Raw genomic sequence first — 16,766 nt, 5'->3', positions numbered from 1 at the left:
AACTTTGGAACATGCGCGTTGGAACACGCGGCTCACGAATTGCCTTTCGCGCCGGTGTCCGCCGCCTTGCCGTGCGACTGTGCGAGCGCGGCGCTGTTCGGGTCATCGTCGGTCGTCATCGGCACCATGTGTGCGCGCACCGCGTCGCCGGGGCGCACACGCTGAACGCCGTTGACGACGATGCGGTCGCCCGCCTTCAAACCGTCCTTGACGACGCGCAGATTGCCCTGCATCGAACCCGTCGTGATCTCGCGATAAACCACGTGGTTGCCTTGATCGACGACCAGCACGAACTTCTTGTCCTGGTCGGTGCCGACCGCGGCATCGTCGATCAGTAGTGCCGGATGCGGGGCGCTACCGCCCACCTTGACGCGCGCGTAGAGGCCCGGAATCAGCGCCCCGTCCGCGTTGTCGAACTTCGCGCGCACGCGGATCGTGCCCGACGACGTGTCGAGCCGGTTGTCGACCGACTCGATCGTGCCGCTGCGCGAATAGCCGGATTCATCGGCGAGACCGAGTTCCACCGGCACCTTGCCGCCGTCCTTCGCGCGGCTCAGGTATTGCAGATAGGTCTGTTCGTCCGCGTCGAACGATGCGTAGATCGGCGACACCGACACAAGCGTAGTGAGCGGCGCCGAGCTGGCGCCGGCCGACACGACGTTGCCGACCGTGATCTCCGCGCGCGACACGCGGCCCGATACCGGCGCGACGATCTTCGTGTAGCCGAGATTGATGCGCGCCGTTTCGAGCGCGGCTTGCGCGGCCTTCAGGTTCGCGCTCGCCTCGCGCGCGGCGTTCTGCTTCTCGTCGTAGTCGCGCTTGGCGATCGCGTTGTCGACGATCAGCCGTTGCGCGCGTTCCCAGTCGCTCTGCGTATAACCGGTACGCGCCTGCGCGGCCGCGAGCTGGGCTTCCGCGCGATCGACTTCGGCCGCGTACGGACGCGGATCGATGACGAACAGCGTGTCGCCCTGCTTGACCAGCGCGCCGTCCTTGAAGTTGACCGACACGATCGTGCCTGGCACCTGCGAACGCACGTCCACTTTCTGGACGGCTTCGAGACGGCCCGAATAGGATTGCCAGTCGGTGATCGTCTTCTGCACGACGGTCGCCACGTCGACTTCCGGCACGATGGTCGGCGCGGCCGGCGAGCTTGCATCCACACGGATCGCGCCGAACGTGCCGAGCCCGGCAAGAACGACGACCACTAGCGCGGCAAGCGCCACGCGGCGGCGGGAAAGAGGAAGGATAGTCATGTGTAGCTCCCGGTATCGTTGATTGAATTTCTGTTTATCGATGAGCGCGCGCATCGAAGCGCCACTGGAAAAAGCGCACCGCTTCCTGCAAAGCGGGCGGATGATCGGCGAGCGCCGCGTGCGACACGCTCGGAAAGCGCACCACCTGGGTCTGCACGCCCGCGTCGATCAGATTGCTTGCATACTTTTCGGCCTCGACATGCAGCACGTCGTTCTGCGCGGTGGCGATCAGCGTGGCCGGTAAGCCGGCGAGCCGCGACGATTCGAGCGGCGCCGCATACGGATGCATGCGCTGCGACGCTTGCGGCAGATACGCGCGATAACACGCGGCGCACTCGCGCGCGGTGATGTCCGAACCGAGCCGCTTCTCGTCGCCAAGCCGCGTCAGGCTCGGGTCGAGCATCGGACCGAACAGCGCCTGCGCGTTGATCTGCACGTCGCCACGATCGCGCGCAATGAACGCGAGACAATTGGCGAGTTGGCCGCCCGCGTCATGCCCCGCCACACCGATCTTTCTGCTATTGCCACCAAACGCTCGCGCCCGCGTCTGCACCCACAGCGCCGCGCGATGCGCATCTTCCGGCGCGGCTGGAAACGGAAACCGCGGCGCGAGCGAATAGCCCACCGACACCACGAGCGCCGGTAAGTGTTCTGCGAAATACCGCGCGGCGAAGTCCGCGCATTCGATCGAACCTTTCGTAAAGCCGCCGCCGTGAAAATAAAGCAATACCGGCAATGCAGTTTTTTTCGTCAGCCGATACAGGCGTAACGTAATGGGCTGAGCGTACCCATCGATACCCACGTCGGTGACTTCAAGTGTTGCGTCATTGGCCTCAGCGTCAGTGTCTTCGGCGGAAACGCCGATGGAAACGGACGGGTACGGCGATTTGAATGCATCCATGTCGAGCCGCGCAAAATGCGCATAGAACTTCAATGGTGCGAATTGTGGGTTCAGCAGACTCGCAAATAAATGCCTATAATCCGGCAACACAATTCGGTGCCTTTGAACAATCCGGTTGCGATTGTTTTTGCGGACTCCATTCCCGCCTGCGCACCAGCCCCTACTGGAGGTTTGCAATGGACCGGCTTCAGGCCATGCAAGTGTTCACACGTGTCGTCGACACCAACAGCTTTACCCGCGCAGCGGAGACGCTCGACCTGCCGCGCGCATCGGTTACTACGATTATTCAGAACCTCGAAGCGTTTCTCGGCACGCGGCTGATGCACCGGACCACCCGCCGTCTGTCGCTGACGCCCGATGGCGCCGCGTACTACGAGCGCTGCGTGCGCATCCTCGCTGACGTCGAAGAGACCGAGGCGAGTTTCCAGAGCGGCAACAAGAAGCCGCACGGCAAACTGCGCATCGACATGCCGGGCTCGATTGGCCGTCTGCTCGTGATTCCGGCGTTGTGCGAATTCCACACGCGCTATCCGGACATCGATCTGCAACTGGGCCTGACCGACCGGCCCGTCGATCTGCTGCAGGAGGGCGTCGATTGCGTGGTACGCGTCGGCGCGCTGCAGGATTCGTCACTGGTCGCACGCCGCATCGGTCTGTTCGAGGGTGTGACGTGCGCGGCACCCGAATACATCAAGCGCGCGGGGATTCCCACTTCGCTCGAAGATCTCGAAAATCACAAAGCCGTCAATTACTTCTCGAGCCGCACGGGACGCACGCTCGATTGGGCGTTCCTGGTGAACGGCGACGAGGTAGAGGTGAAGATGAAGAGCATCGTGTCGGTCAACGACGCCGATGCTTACGTGACCTGCGGGCTCGAAGGCTTCGGCCTGATTCAGCCGGCGCTCTTCATGGTGCTGCCACATCTGCGCTCGGGCCAGCTCGTCGAAGTACTGCCGGAACTGAAACCTTTGCCGATGCCGATTTCGGCAGTCTATCCGCACAGTCGTCATCTGTCGCCGAAAGTCCGCGTTTTCGTAGACTGGATTGCGGAGCTGTTCGATCGTTGCCCATTGCTCAGCGGACGCGGCAGTCTCGACGCCACCTGCACGAAGCGCACGTTCGAGCAGCGCGAGTCCGCGCCGGCGCTCGACACACCGGTGATGTCCGAATGGGTCGCCTGAAGTACGTTAATTGAAACAGTGAATTCCAGCCGCGGCGCCAATGCCGCGGCAAACGTGCAAATGCACTGCTTCTGCTAGGCTCGCTCGCGATTGTTCCTGAATCGCGACTATTCATTTCGCAAAACCGCGATTTATCCGCAACGCGTCAACGTCTACATTTCACCCTGTCGCAGCGCCATCACGCTGCCAATGAATCGACAGGAGTGAATCATGAAACGCAATCTGTTGGCAGGCCTCGCCCTGTCGCTGCTCGTCAGCGTTCCGGCATTTGCGGAAGGCGGCGGCGGTATCGGCCGTGCAGGAACCTATGACACGCAACCGGCGCCAAGCGCGAGCACGAAGACGCGCGCCGAGGTCAAGGCCGAACTGGTCGCCGCGTATCGCGACGGCTCGCTGCCCTCGCTGAATCGCACGTCTTATCCGAACAAAGGCCTGATCGGCCAGACGCAGGCCGCGCGCATCGCGTTGCAGGAAGGGACCAACGGCGAAGTGACGCGCGTCGCGAAGGGCCAGTAACGAGTTGGCAGAGGTTGATTCGGAAACCGGCGCGCCTGCCGCACGAGAAGCGCGCCTCTTCATCAAGGAGCACATCATGACACCATCGGAACTCGATAACTGGGATACCGATACGCCCGTGTGGACGCCGTATCGCCCGGTACAGCATTGAGTGTTGGCTTTCTGTCGTTCACGGCACTCGCCGTTATGCGCCCGCGAAGTGGCTTCGCGGGCGCATTTGCATTGAAGCGATCGAAAGCGCAAGCCGTTTTTTGCTGACCCGGCAGCGTTCAATCGGTGCCGTATTTGGGTGACCGTGGCCCGTACAGCAGTCCGTTCGGCGGCCCGGCATGCAGAAGCCGATAGCTCGTCACGCCGGCGATATCGTGTCCCTTGTCCGTCAGCGAATCCGCAATCTGCTTGACTGCAGCCGTAACGAGCATGCCGAGCAGGCCACCTCCAGCATAGTTGTTGCCTTCGTTGCTGTTGGCGCTGGCACTACCCTGCCATAGCACGTCACCGCTCTTGAGATCGACCAGCCGGGCGGATGCCGTAACGACTGTCGCACTGTCGACGACGTGATATACGGTGCCGTACTGCGTGATCTTCGAATACAGGGCCGCGTCGGCACCGAAGATTTCGCGCAGCTTCGCAGGCGAGCTCGCTTCGATCTCCGCCGCCATGGTCAGGCCGTTCTGCCTGAACGTTTCATCCATCACCGCCACCGGTATCACGTAGTAGCCCGATTCGGCGAGCGGCATCGTCATCTGCGAGAGCATGCTGTTGGTCGCCTGTACGTCCGCCGTTTCGTTGGTCGGTGGCAGCAACAGGATCGAGTGCGGCCGGCTGTTTTTGAACGCCGTGTAGTCGGCGTGCTTCACAGGTTGCGCGCACGCGGCCAGCAGCGCGACCGTCGACAGCGCAAAGCCGAGCCTGAAGGTAAGTATCTTGGACATGGTGGCTCGCTCAGGGCTGTTTCGGTTTTTTCATCAGGAAGTCCATGTAGATCGAGGATTCCGGAAACAGCTGCTTTTCGGACTCGAACTCCTGCATGGCCTGGGTGTCGTTGCCGACACTCGCGTACAACATGCCCAGTTGTGCATGAAATCCGGGCGGTGGCGTGTGCCCCTTGCCGCGGATGTCCTGGAGGGATTTCTCAAGCGCCTCGATCTGCTCCTGCGGTGCCTTTTCTCCCTTCAGATAGTCGTACACGGCCGGCTGGTAGCCGGTCCATTGATAAAGCGGCTGGGGACTGTTCGCCGCGCATCCCGCGAGGAGCACGGCTGCCGTCGTTACTGGCAAATAGATTCCACGCATCATGCGGTTATGTTTCATCGTGAATCGCGTCATCATGTTGATTGCAGGTGCGGTTGGAAGTGGATCGAACGCAATAGACCTGCACGCACTTACTGTGCGGCCTTGAGCGTGCCTGCATCGACCTGCTCGACGAGGTGATTGACGGCCTCCTGGATCGCCAGATCGAGCACCTTGCCGTTCAGTGTGGAGTCGTAGCTGGCCGTGCCGCCGAAACCGATGACTTCACGGTTCGAAAGGCTGAACTCACCCGCGCCCTGGCTCGACGCCACGACTTCGGATGTCGTCGTATCGACGACGTTCAGGCTGACCTTTGCATAGGCCACCTGACTCTTGCCGCGACCGAGGATGCCGAACAGCTGCCGGTCGCCGACCTCCTTGCGACCGAATTCCGTGACATCGCCGGTGACGACGAAGCGGGCACCCTTGATCGACTGCGCCTTTTTGAGGAAGCCCGCTTCCTGGCGGATTTCGTCGAGGTTGTCGCGATCGAGCACATTGAAGCGGCCGCTCTGCTGGAGAGACGTCATCAGGATCGTTTTGGCCTGACCACCGAGACGGTCAACGCCGTCCGAGAAGATCCCGCGCATATAGCTCGAGCGGTTGTCGAACTTGCCGACTGAAACGCCGATGGGTTGGCCCACGGCCGGTTTCTGCGCGCTGGCGACGGGCGGCACCGGCAGTGAGCGTGAGGACTCGGTTGCACATCCGCCCAACGCCACCAGGACGGCAACAGCCACGGTTCCCAGCGCATATGTTTTGGATAACTTCATTTTGCTTTTCCTTTTTGTTGAAATGCCGAAAACCCGGATAGCGTCGGCGGGGCGAATATCAGAATTGCGCGGTCACCTGGAAACCCAGGGTGACCCGCGAAGTTGAAAAGCCCGATGGTTTATAGATCGGCGTACCCGCGAAGAGGTCATAGGCGAGCGCACCTAACTTTGCCGATGCGCTGCCGCGCACACCGATCACCGCACTCGCCAGTTGTGTACCGACGAGAAATGCGGCGTTCGGCCCGAACACGTGGCCGTAGTCGATACCTGCGTACACAGATTGACCCGTCGAGCCGATTGGTACCTGAAGCTCATTGCGCCAGAAGAAACCGCGCTCGGCGGCCAGCATCGTTTCGCCGTCGAAGCCGCGCACCGTGTAGCGGCTGCCGATGGTCAGGTCATCGATATAGTTGAGCGTGTTGTTGGTGAACTGGCCGTGAACGCTTGTCACGTAGCGTAGCGGCTGGTTCGCGATCTGGAACGGCACCGACAGGTTCGCGTCGAGCACAGCCATGCGGAAGCGGTAAGTCGGACCATTCTCGTAGAAGTCTGGTGTCGCCCCAAGTCCGCCCACACCCTGACGGTACGCGAGACTGCCGTCGAACTGCGACGCGCCGAAGTAATGACGGTCAGTTAGCGCCGCCTCGATGAAGGTGTTATTGCGATGCTGCTGCGGAATATCGGTATCTTCGATGAAGCTCTCGCCAAAGCGCTTCGTCAGCCGGAACTGCACACCAAGCACGTTGTTCTGGCTGCGCATGAGGACACGCGCCAGTTTGAAATCGACCGTCTGCGAATTGCCGCTCGACACGAAAGTCGTGTTGACGCCCGCGATCTGCTGATAGTACGTGTTCGTATAGGCGGACAGCGTGCCGGTCCAGTAACCCCACGGAACGGAATAGAAGCCGTTCCATCCGTGCGAGCCGAGACCTTTGTCGCCAAATTCGAGGTCCTGACTCACGCCGACGTTGAAAATGTCATTCAGCCCGAGCGGGTTGTCGATACCCAGGCTCAGGTTGCCCTGCAGCTTGCCGGTGGCCCGCGTGCCCGAGTTGTCCACCGAAGCGACCACCGTCCACGGCTTGGTCCGATTTACCGTCACGACAACATCGCTTTCGCCAGGTACCTCCGTGGGTTCGATTTTCATGTCCACGTCCTGGCTGCTGACGCGCTTCATCTGTTCAAGTCCCTGCTCGAGGTCGCGCAGGTTCAGCAGGTTGCCATCTCGCGTCGGGAATGCCGACTTCCATGTGCCGCGCGTGGCAGGATCGGCAAAGCGAACCTGCCCGATCACACCCGGCACCAGTGCGAACTTCAGCGTCCCGGTTGAAAGATGCTGTTCGGGCAGCAGCACGCGCGTGGTGATGTAGCCCCGGCTCAGGATGACCTGTTGCAGTCCCTTCGTGAGCGTGTCGAGTCCTGCCTTGCCCACGCATTGCCCCGTGTAGTGGTCGAGCCATTCGCGGGCGAACGCAAAGCGGTCAAGCGGCAATGCGGATGCGCCTTGCGAGCGCACTGCATCAGACAGCGTTGCAGGAACGTCTAGCACCAACACATCGATGTGGAAGCACGGCGTTTCAGCTGGCAGTTCAGGCCAGCCCGAGGCGCGCTCAGCTGTCGAACGCACTGAAGGCGCATTGACAGTGGCGTTGCGTTCCTGTGCATTGCGTTGCTGCTCGACCTGCTGGTTCTGCTCGGCGTTCGCGCGTGCCGCTGCTGCTTTGTCCGCTGGTGTGGGCATCGGCGTCTGCTGCGCGTGGGCGAGCGTTATCACGGCTGTGAGCGGCAATGCCGCCAGCCTTTTGCGGATTTTCATGCGGTTTTTTTGGATAGGCGACTGAGCTGCCAGTCAGGCGATACTCTATGGTTAAAAAGCGCCCTCTGATGTTTGGACGCAAGCAATATCAAGTTGAGGTGTCGCCTCCACCGTCGCTGAGATGCTTAAACTCCCAAAATAAGACGACGGAACAGCAAGCCAAAGTTAGAAAATAAATAGGAAATAGTTCCTGCAATCCATCTGGATTGCCCGCGAGCACCGCCAAACCTACAGCCACCCCAATATAAATCACCGATAGCACTGCGCACACAACGAAGAAGCGCTTCCATAGTTGCCCACTATCGAGTCTTGGCTTTCCAGAAATTGCTTGTTTCTCGTTATACGTTTCGAAAACAAACAGAGCAACAAACGTTATGGCGACAAGTATCGCCCTTACGAGCGCTGCATTCCAGCTCTCTCCCCGAAGTCGGGCCATTGCCACCAAAACAACCGCTATATGAAGAAAGAACAGCCCTCTCCGGCGGGTCCGTGGCACTGCGCGCCTAAATGCTTCCAGCATCGAACTCTTATCCATTCCTTATCCTTCATCTTGTCGCTGAGACCCCAGCCTCTTCAGCTTGAAGATGTCTCGGATCAACTTGAACGAGATCGCAATAAACAAGGTTACATAAAGAGGCATCCCAGCCAAAGCCGGCCTCCATCCTGCCCCCTGCACAATAGAGACCCCTAAAAAAGCCGCTACAATTCCCGCCAAGGATAGATACGCTTTTATGTACAATCGCAATAGCTTTCGCCATTCATTTTTCATCATTTCGATAACCTATTTTGAATGGCCGTCTGAATAGGACCTGCTGCGCCTTGAATTGCTTGATTCAAAACGCTGCCCAGTGGAGCAGGTAGGGCTGCTTTCGCCCCAGAACCCAGAGCCGAAGAAATTGTAGCTCCTGCTGCAGCGGCATCTGGGTTATTTCCTGTCATTCCGGCAACCCCAAAAGCGCCAACACCGCTCACTGCAGCGTTATAGCCATTCGCACCAATTTTTCCGAACCTTCCTAATCCAGCAATGGCAGCGCCACCTATCGCAAGTGGGGTACTCAGACCACCCACCATTCCAGCTAAATACGAGTTGGTGATGTTTGGTGCGTCGCTACCCGGCACATTCTTAAAGTTATAGTAACTTCCCGCGTAGTCAAATCCCCCCGCAAGAAGCGCCGCAGTTACCGCTTCCGGCCCAAGCGCAATGACCACAGCAGCGGGCACACCGTAAAGCGCACCTGTCTTCATATTGGCGGATGCCGTATCTGCATTGGCACCTTGCGCTTGAATCGCCGCATTCAGCGTTGCGTCACTGCACTGCGCTCCCGCTCCGCACGCCTGCGATACCAGGTCCTTTTTCTGATGGTTCATCTGGTTGTACAACTCGACCGCCGATCCAGTAGCCGCGCCCGCCGTACCGCCCACCAGCGCGCCACCTACACCCGCCGTCACATTCGCAGCGAGGTTGCCCAGCAGATCCGATCCAGTTTCAGATGCTACCCCCTTCGAAATGCCTTCCAGTTGGGGCGCAAATTTCGACGACAGGCCCGCCCCGGCAGCACCACCGATAGCCCCGAACGTGCTGCCGCCGCCGAGGCCACCAATCAGCGCGCCGCCGGCCGCGTGTAACAGCGCGCGATTGTCGCCACCCTCGGCCCATGCTGCGGCTGCGGCTGCGTCACCCGCGTCCTTTGCCGCTTGCTCTTTCGCTTCAGCATATGCGCCAATACCCAGCGCGACTACCTGGCCTGCCGCCTGCGCCGCCGCCATCGTGTCCGCCTGCTGGTTCAGGATGTCGTTCACGTCCGGCGTTTTCGAGACCGTCCCGTTGGTATCCGTCGTGTCGCGGCTGAGGCTCGCCACATCCTGCGTCTGCTTCGCGCCGTCCGTGATATTGATCGCACCCGCGCTCACAGCACTGCGCGTGGTGGCGCTTTCGTCGCCATTCTCGTTCTGCGAGATCATCGGCGTAACGCCGGGTGCGCCACTAACAGAACCCGGACCCGTCGCCTTGCCGGTGTTGCCTACGCCCACGCCCGCGCTGATACCGTTGCTCGACGCGCTGTAGTGCGACTGGTTCTCGATATCGCTGAACGTCAGCGTGCCCGTCGTCAGACTGTTCTTCGACGCATCGGCGTCGCTCGCAATCACCGCACCCTTCAGGTCGGTATTGCCGTTGACGTTGATGTTGAAACCGCCATCACCCGCCTGGATACCCGCCTGCTCATTGACCTGGGCATAGCTCGAATCCCCGTGGCCGTTCTGGGCGCTGAAGCTCGCGCTGCCACCGCCCTGGCTGACACTGAAGCCGCCGCTCACACTGCTCTGATGCGCGGTGCTCGCGGTCGTATCCTGCACGCTTTCAACGTTCAGGTTGCCGCCAACGTTGGCCGTGACCGCACCACCGCTCACATTCGAGCCGATGATGTTTGTATCGCCGCCGCTCACGATCGTGACGCTGTTCGCCCCGCTCACGTGCGAATTGTTCTGCATCGTTGCGTCGCTGTTCGCGTCGCCATGCGCATTTGACATCGACGCCGACACGCCGAAGCCCTGCGTGCCGTAGGACACGCCGACGCTCGCGCTGCTCGACTTGTTCGTGCTGGCGGTGATATCGGTATCGGTCGAATTGAGCAGATTGACCTGATTCCTGGCGGCCAGCACCACGTCATTCGCGCTCACGTTCGAACCGGCAATCGTGATGTTGCCCGAGCCCGCGGTTCCGTCACCCGTTGCAACAAACGTGGTCGTGCCACCTGCCTGGACTGTCGAGCCGGCATGCGTCGTCTGGTCCTCGTTGAACGTATTCCTGCTCTGACTGGAACCGAAACTCAGTTGCGCGCCGATGCTCGGCGCATTCGGACCCTTGGCGCCATCGGCCAGCGCCTTGGCCCCTGACACGGCCATGCCAGCGTTACCGCCCGCCGCGATGGCATGCAGCGCCGTTGCGCGCCCGTCGCTGTTGCCGCTCGCAAGGCTCTGCCCCTGCTGGACAGCGCTGTTGATCGCATCGCCCACGCTGCCGGACAGGCCCAGCGTGAAGCCGCTCTGCTTCATCTCCTGCGTTTCGTCGTGGTGTGACGTATTCGTCGCCGCGTCGATGATGACGTTGGCCGCCATGCCCGTGACGTCCTGGGCGGCCAGCACGGCACTGCCCGTGACATGCAGGTCGTTGCCCGCCGCCATCGTCACGCTGCCGTTCGTGCTGCCGACCAGACTGCCGTTGTTGGTGACGGTGCTGTCGTGCGTGGTGTCCTTCTGCTCGCGCGTGCCGTAGTTGATGCTCGCGCCGCCGCCACTCATCGCGCCGAAGCCCGAAGCCTGCTCCTCGTGAAGCGTGCTGCGCTCGCTCGTATCCTGGGTGGTCGTGATGTTCAGATCATGGCCCGCCGCGAGCGTCATGTCGTTCGTTGACGCAACGGTGGACCCGTTGATGTTCAGATCGTGCGCCGCACTGGCCGCCACGGTATCGCCCGATACGGTCGAACCGACCGATAGCACCGTATGCGAGGTGGACGTGTCGGTGATCTTGTTGCTCGACAGCGCATTCGAATGGTTCGTCTGCGACCAGTGATCCGCATCGTGAGTTTCCGTCACCGCGCCGACCGTGATATCGCCAGTCGATTGCAGGATGACACCGCCACCGGTCGCGCCGTTGACACCGCCCGTGCTCACCGATGAGCCGAGAACCGAGAGATTGCCCGTTCCGCCCTGGCCCGCCGCCAGCGCAACGGTGCCGCCCGCGTTGATGCTGCTGCCCTGGGCGGTTTCGTCGTAGGTCGAATCCTTGTGGTGCGCGAGTTTGCCGCCCATCGACTGGCCGATATACGTGGCGGTGTCCTTCGCCGCAGTCACCGTCAGGTCGCCACCCGCCACCATCGTCGCATCGCCGCCCGCCTGAACGTGCGCACCGGTCAGCGTCGTATTGTTGCCCGAGACGGTGGTGAGGTTACCGCCGGTCGTGATCGTGCTGCCAACGCTGGTTGTGGTGGTGCTGTGGTAGCCATTCAGGCCGTCAGTGGTTCCCGCATCATGGGTGGCCGTAAGCGTCGTGGTGCCCACGTTGATATCGCGACCCGCCGCGATGGTCGCATCACCCCCGGTCTGGATCGCTGCGCCGCTCATGGTCACGTCCCGGCCCGCCATGACGGTCGCACTGTCCGATGCCGAAATCGTGCCCACCGACTGGACCGCCATGCCGGTTGCGCTCGAAGTGAAGCCGGCGTTGCCACCCGTTACCGCGGCCTGGGCGGTTGTGCTCTGGTTGACGATATCGCGGCCTGCGCTGACTACCGTATCGACGCCGCCAATGCGACCGCCGATGTTCGTCACATCCTGCACGGCGGCGACCGTCGTCGCGCCGCCGCTTCCGATCACGCCCCGGTTCACGATGTTGTTGCCGATGACCGTGGTCGCCACGTCACCTGCGACGTGGGCGCTGTTCGTCACATCGCCGGTCGCGTTCAGGTTCACGCGGTTACCGGCCACCAGCGCACCGCTGCCCTGAAGATCAACGGTGCTGGACTTCGCGAGATAAACCTGGGGTACCAGTACCGTCTGCTGCGAGCCGTCCGGCAGTGTGACGGTCTGGCTCACCAGCCACACCATGTCGGTCGTCAGTTGCGCCATCTGGGCATCGGTCAGCCCGACGCCCACCGTGAGATCAAATGCCTTCGCATACGACACGCCGTTGTCCAGCAGCGCCGTGTATTCGTCCAGGTTGCTGGTGTAAGGCCCGAGGAACGTGCGCCCGGTCAGTTGCGTGACCTGTTCCATCACCAGTTGCTGCTCATACATGCCGTCACCGAGACGCTTCTCGATCACCTGCGGATTCAGGCCGAGCTGGGCGAGCATGTAGTCGCTTGAAATGAACTTCGAATAGCTCGTCAGGCGCGGATCGGTGACGACGAGATAGGGCGCGCCGGGTGCGCTCTGATACGTGTACAGCGCGCTGGCCGGAAGCTTCAGACCAGCACCGAGCGTCTGCGTGCGGTTACCCGAGGCGCTGGTGCTTCCCAGCTGGGTGCCGGTTGCGTCACCGCCGGATACGCCTGCGCCGGTGACTGTCTGGCCTACCCGATCCACCGAGCCGATGGTAATGTCCTGGGCGTCGGTCTGGACGGTCTGGTTGGCCGTCGCAATCGCGGGCAGCGAGGCAACCGTGGTGGACGGCAACGGCACCGCGTTATCTTTGACATCCGTCCTCGTGTCGTTGCTGTCGCTGATCTTTGCGTGCCAGTAGTAGGTCGAGACATCCGTTTGCGTGCCGGTCTGCTGCAACAGGATGCCCGTATCGTTTACCGAGCCGCCCGTCGCGCGGCGCACGAGGTCCCCGCCTGCGGCCATGGTGGACGAGTCGTTGTTGATCGTGCCGCCGTCCGCGTTGACGCGGATCGAACCCTGCGCCTGGATCGCCGCCGCCGTGCCGGGGTTCAGAAGCTGGTCGGTCACGGTGGTGATGGTGGACGTGCGGCTCAGTTCAACGTAATCGTGGCTGTCGTCGCCAAGCGACGTATTGATCCTGACCTGGTCCGGTGCGATGTTCTTCGCCGGATCGAAGTCCGGATAGAAAGCGATCGTGACCGTACCGTCGCTGTTCTGCGTCAGACTCTGGTAATACTGCACCGCGTTATTGGTAATGGTGCGGGTCTGCGGGTCCGCGACACAGTAGGTGGTCGGGCACACCCTGTAGGTATCCGTCAGTGGCGTAGTGAGCGAGAACGTCTGGCTGGTAGCGTCGATGCTGGTCACCTGCGAAGCAGGCAACGTCACGACCAGTGGCTTGGCCAGCTTGCCGATGACCTGCCCACCGATGGCCCCTGTGCCGCTGAAAATCCACTGCTCATAGATCGCGCTGTGGTAGCTGGCGACCTCGTCAACCGGCATGCCCATCGTCCACAGCGTCAGCGTTGGCCCCTCGGTCGTGACAGGCGTCCCGGCTTCAGTCTGAACGCCCGTGCGCTGGTTCGTGAGCGTGTGCGCGGCCACGTCGATATCGCCCGCCGCCTGGATGCTGGCCGCGCTGTTCGTGATGATGCCGGTCTGGTTCGCGAGCAGACCCGTGGAGTCGCGCGCATTGTCGCGCGCCAGTTCCAGGTTCCCGCCGCTGTAGATCAGGGCGCCGTCCGCGTTCGTCAGCGAACTGCCCGCGTAGACTCCAAGGAACGATGCCCCCGCGATAACCGCCTGCGCGCCCTCATTGGTCACGTCGGTGGCGTTGACGATGACGCTGTTCCCAATCACCGCGCCCGTGTTGTTCAGGCTGGCGCTGTTTGTCGTGACCGCATCGCCCTCGATCGTGCCTGCGTTCGCGATGTCGCCGGTGGCATTGACGGTGGTCGCCGCCGAATTCATGTCCGCGCCGGCCGCATTAACGACATTGGCCGCGCTCACCGTCAGCGCGTTGCCTGCTTCCAGTGCAGCGGTGTTCGTGAACGTGCCGCCAACACCGAGTGCCAGGTTGTTGTCCGCATGCAGGGAGGTTGCGGCATTGCTCGCGAAGTCGCCTTCGAGGGCCAGCGTGAGGTCACGGCCCGCCGTCATCCCGCCGTCGCCCGCGAGCGTACCGCTCATGCCGATGTCGCGATTGGCGCGCACCGCGCCGCCTGCGTTCGACATGGACGCCACCCGCAGCGACACGTCCTGCGCGCTCTCGATGGCGCCGCCATCATTGATGAGCGTCGCGGCGGGCTGGTTCAGGTTCAGCGCCGTGCCGCCATAGAGCGTGCCAGCCGTGTTATCGACCGTATCCGTGATGGCAAGCGTGGCGCCGCCGCCCGCCACCAGCTGCCCGCCTAAGCGGTTCACGAGGTTCTGCGCGTTAGCCTGTACATCGCCGTTACCGCCCAGCCCGCCCGCGGTGTTCGTGATCGTGCCGGCAGCGCTGAGAGTGGTCTGTCCGGTTCCCGCGTTCGTGATCGAGCCGGACGTGTTGTCAATGTCCGAACCCGCAACGGCGAGCGTCCCGGCCGCGCCGTTCGCGGCAATCACACCGCCCGCGTTGATGATCCTGCCGCACGCGTCGAGCGTCAGGTCTGCACCGCTCTGTGCCGAGCCGCCCGAGTTGTCGAAATCGCCCTGGGTGGAAACCGTGAGGCCCGCGTCGCCGTAAATCTGCCCGGCGTCGCGGTTGACGATGCCGCTGGCGGCGGCGATGCTCGCGGATTGCTGCGCGGCGAGCCTGCCACCCGTATTGTCGAGCGAGGCCGCTGCGGTCTGCAGCGCGCCGTTCGTCGCAATCTGGCCGCCAACGTTGGAGAGTGCGCCTGCCGAACTCACGGCCAGCGTGCCTGTACCCGCGTGCGCAACCTTGCCGCTGTCGTTCGTGATCGACTGCGCGCTCACCGTGAGGTGCTGCGCGTTGGAGGCAATCGTGCCGCCCGTGTTATCCAGCGCGCCGCCCACGGTGATTGTCTGGTCAGTTGCACCCGTCTGCTGGATCGTGCCGTCACGGTTGATGAGCGCACCCGTGCTCGATACGCGCAACTGGTCGCCGTCGATCAGGCCCGAGGTGTTGTCGATGGATGCCCCGGACACCGCGATATCCGTCGCAAAGAGTTGCCCCTGCACGTTGGAGAGCGCACCCGTCGCCGTGGCATTGAGCGAACCGCCGGTCGTCACCGTTGCGCCTGATGTGTTCAGGTCGCCGCCCGTTGCCGTCAACGCAATGTCGTCGTTTGCTAGCGTGCTGCTACCGGCGAGATTGAGTGACGCCCCCTGAAGCGATGCGCGGCCACCCGCGAGGTTCTGGCCGGTCGCGGACAGGATACCGGATGCGCTCAGGTTCAGATCGCCGCTTTGACCGGCAATCCCGTCGGCGTTGATCCCGGCACCCAGCGTGCCGGTCGAGGTGAGGTTGCCCGCACTGAGGCTCAGGTTCTGCTGCGCGTAGGTCGAGCCGCTGTTCTGCACATCGCCCGCCGCTGACACCGCAAGATTGCCGCTCGCGGTTGTCTTGCCGGTGAGAACCAGCTTGCCCTGCGTCGTGAGCGTCAGGTCACCCGCCTGGGCGGCGATCACGCCCGCATTGGACACCCCGACACCGTATTCATTGCTGGCCAGCACGATACGTTGCGCGTACATTCCGCCAAGCTGACTCACGTCGATCGACACACCTGGCGCGGCACCATCGCCTGCAATCGGGGGAGCGGCGAGCGTATCGTGATTGACCTGATTCGCGCCCGTAACGACGTTCAGGTTGTTCGCGTAAATGGCAGCGTTGGCCTGCACCGCGCGCGCGATGAGGTCCACCCGGTCGATATCCGGGTTATTGAGACCCGCGCCTTCGACTGTAATGAGGCCGCCAGTCACGTTAAAGCCGCTCAGGTTGCCGCCCGCATCGAGTATCGGTGTACCGGTGGTGAGAACGCCGCGCGTGGTATTGATGAAGCCGCCGCCGTCAACTATGATGCCCGATCCGTTTGAGACGACGACCTCGGCCTTGCTCCCGGCCACCTCAAGAAAGCCGCGCAGCTGACTGGGCGAATTGCTGTTGACCTGGTTGAGAATGATCCGCGCGGACTGGCCTGGCGAAAGATTCGCGTTACCGTTCACCTGGCCTGCGAGTTGTGTGTTCGTGATAGACGGCGAGTTATTGAGAATGGCGCCGTTTTTCTGTACGTCGAACTGTCCGTATGTATTGACGGATACACCAGCGGAAGACGGACGGTTGATGTCTACCTGTGGCAGACCATTCTGCGTCTGGATGACATTCGGCGCGTGCGCGCCCGATGGCACGATCTGCGCATCCGAGAGAGCGGGAGCGAATCCGGCGAGCACCAGCACCGCGAAGGCCGCGTGACGCATCGCGAACAGCGTGAGGGATGGCAGCGCGACCGGTGCGTCGGCCTCACCGGAACGGGCATTCCCATGTCCGGTTGCAGTCTCCGCAACGGCGACGAGCATACCCCGAAGCTTGCTGAACACAAGCCGATAACAACGGTTATTCATTGCCTATACCTGTGATCCCCGATGAAGCCCTGCGCAATGCAACGCCATCAAAAGGTTATCAAGGAGAGCAAATGAAGACTACGA

General features: G+C 62.0%; 10 protein-coding genes. 2 read left to right on the top strand and 8 right to left on the bottom strand.

Translation table 11 applies throughout. The annotated features are described in order from the left end of the window. Positions 1 to 32: 32 nt before the first annotated feature. Together QFZ91_RS41220 and QFZ91_RS41215 are read right to left on the bottom strand one after the other, a co-directional pair. Positions 33 to 1,256 carry an efflux RND transporter periplasmic adaptor subunit gene (locus QFZ91_RS41220; protein WP_176379330.1) on the bottom strand — a complete coding sequence of 408 codons (1,224 nt, stop codon included), beginning with the start codon at positions 1,254 to 1,256 and terminating at the stop codon, positions 33 to 35. A 34-nt stretch (positions 1,257 to 1,290) separates the two neighbouring features. After that, positions 1,291 to 2,157 (bottom strand): alpha/beta hydrolase, encoded by an 867-nt coding sequence (locus tag QFZ91_RS41215; RefSeq protein WP_429570821.1) that lies wholly within the window; start codon positions 2,155 to 2,157, stop codon positions 1,291 to 1,293. 176 nt (positions 2,158 to 2,333) lie between these two features. On the opposite strand from QFZ91_RS41215, the gene QFZ91_RS41210 reads away from it, so the two are divergent. Beyond that, entirely contained in the window at positions 2,334 to 3,338 is a 1,005-nt protein-coding gene (locus tag QFZ91_RS41210; RefSeq protein ID WP_176365981.1) for a LysR family transcriptional regulator, read from the top strand. A 210-nt stretch (positions 3,339 to 3,548) separates the two neighbouring features. Continuing rightward, positions 3,549 to 3,854, top strand: a complete 306-nt coding sequence (locus QFZ91_RS41205; RefSeq protein WP_176106557.1) for a DUF4148 domain-containing protein — start codon at positions 3,549 to 3,551, stop codon at positions 3,852 to 3,854. Positions 3,855 to 4,123: 269 nt separating this feature from the next. Here the strand turns inward: QFZ91_RS41205 and QFZ91_RS41200 are convergent, their stop codons facing one another. The 6 genes from QFZ91_RS41200 to QFZ91_RS41175 all read right to left on the bottom strand — a co-directional run bounded on the left by QFZ91_RS41200 (position 4,124) and on the right by QFZ91_RS41175 (position 16,682). Beyond that, complete coding sequence (locus QFZ91_RS41200) at positions 4,124 to 4,789, bottom strand: DUF799 domain-containing protein (protein ID WP_429570820.1); 666 nt, start codon at positions 4,787 to 4,789, stop codon at positions 4,124 to 4,126. Between the two features lie 10 nt (positions 4,790 to 4,799). Next, on the bottom strand, positions 4,800 to 5,168 hold the full coding sequence (locus QFZ91_RS41195) for a DUF4810 domain-containing protein (protein ID WP_429570819.1): 369 nt from the start codon (positions 5,166 to 5,168) through the stop codon (positions 4,800 to 4,802). Positions 5,169 to 5,239: 71 nt separating this feature from the next. Further along, positions 5,240 to 5,920, bottom strand: coding sequence for a CsgG/HfaB family protein (locus QFZ91_RS41190; protein WP_429570818.1), 681 nt, complete (start codon positions 5,918 to 5,920; stop codon positions 5,240 to 5,242). Between the two features lie 58 nt (positions 5,921 to 5,978). Then, the gene (locus tag QFZ91_RS41185; protein ID WP_429570817.1) at positions 5,979 to 7,736 is read right to left on the bottom strand and encodes a ShlB/FhaC/HecB family hemolysin secretion/activation protein; all 1,758 of its coding nucleotides are present in this window, start codon (positions 7,734 to 7,736) and stop codon (positions 5,979 to 5,981) included. An 88-nt stretch (positions 7,737 to 7,824) separates the two neighbouring features. Continuing rightward, complete coding sequence (locus QFZ91_RS41180; RefSeq protein WP_429570816.1) at positions 7,825 to 8,271, bottom strand: hypothetical protein; 447 nt, start codon at positions 8,269 to 8,271, stop codon at positions 7,825 to 7,827. 233 nt (positions 8,272 to 8,504) lie between these two features. Continuing rightward, positions 8,505 to 16,682 carry a hemagglutinin repeat-containing protein gene (locus QFZ91_RS41175; RefSeq protein WP_429570815.1) on the bottom strand — a complete coding sequence of 2,726 codons (8,178 nt, stop codon included), beginning with the start codon at positions 16,680 to 16,682 and terminating at the stop codon, positions 8,505 to 8,507. Between the last annotated feature and the right edge of the window lie 84 nt (positions 16,683 to 16,766).

Source organism: Paraburkholderia sp. JPY419 (genome assembly GCF_050435705.1).
GTDB classification, from domain to species: Bacteria; Pseudomonadota; Gammaproteobacteria; order Burkholderiales; family Burkholderiaceae; genus Paraburkholderia; species Paraburkholderia youngii.
The sequence above is the reverse complement of the archived record's forward strand: the minus strand, read 5'-3'. Positions and strand labels throughout refer to the sequence as shown.

Coding starts and splice junctions, on each gene's coding strand:
- QFZ91_RS41195 (WP_429570819.1), bottom strand. CDS start 5,168: ATGAAACATAACCGCATGATGCGTGGAATCTATTTGCCAGTAACGACG.
- QFZ91_RS41190 (WP_429570818.1), bottom strand. CDS start 5,920: ATGAAGTTATCCAAAACATATGCGCTGGGAACCGTGGCTGTTGCCGTC.
- QFZ91_RS41215 (WP_429570821.1), bottom strand. CDS start 2,157: ATGGATGCATTCAAATCGCCGTACCCGTCCGTTTCCATCGGCGTTTCC.
- QFZ91_RS41205 (WP_176106557.1), top strand. CDS start 3,549: ATGAAACGCAATCTGTTGGCAGGCCTCGCCCTGTCGCTGCTCGTCAGC.
- QFZ91_RS41210 (WP_176365981.1), top strand. CDS start 2,334: ATGGACCGGCTTCAGGCCATGCAAGTGTTCACACGTGTCGTCGACACC.
- QFZ91_RS41200 (WP_429570820.1), bottom strand. CDS start 4,789: ATGTCCAAGATACTTACCTTCAGGCTCGGCTTTGCGCTGTCGACGGTC.
- QFZ91_RS41180 (WP_429570816.1), bottom strand. CDS start 8,271: ATGGATAAGAGTTCGATGCTGGAAGCATTTAGGCGCGCAGTGCCACGG.
- QFZ91_RS41220 (WP_176379330.1), bottom strand. CDS start 1,256: ATGACTATCCTTCCTCTTTCCCGCCGCCGCGTGGCGCTTGCCGCGCTA.
- QFZ91_RS41185 (WP_429570817.1), bottom strand. CDS start 7,736: ATGAAAATCCGCAAAAGGCTGGCGGCATTGCCGCTCACAGCCGTGATA.
- QFZ91_RS41175 (WP_429570815.1), bottom strand. CDS start 16,682: ATGAATAACCGTTGTTATCGGCTTGTGTTCAGCAAGCTTCGGGGTATG.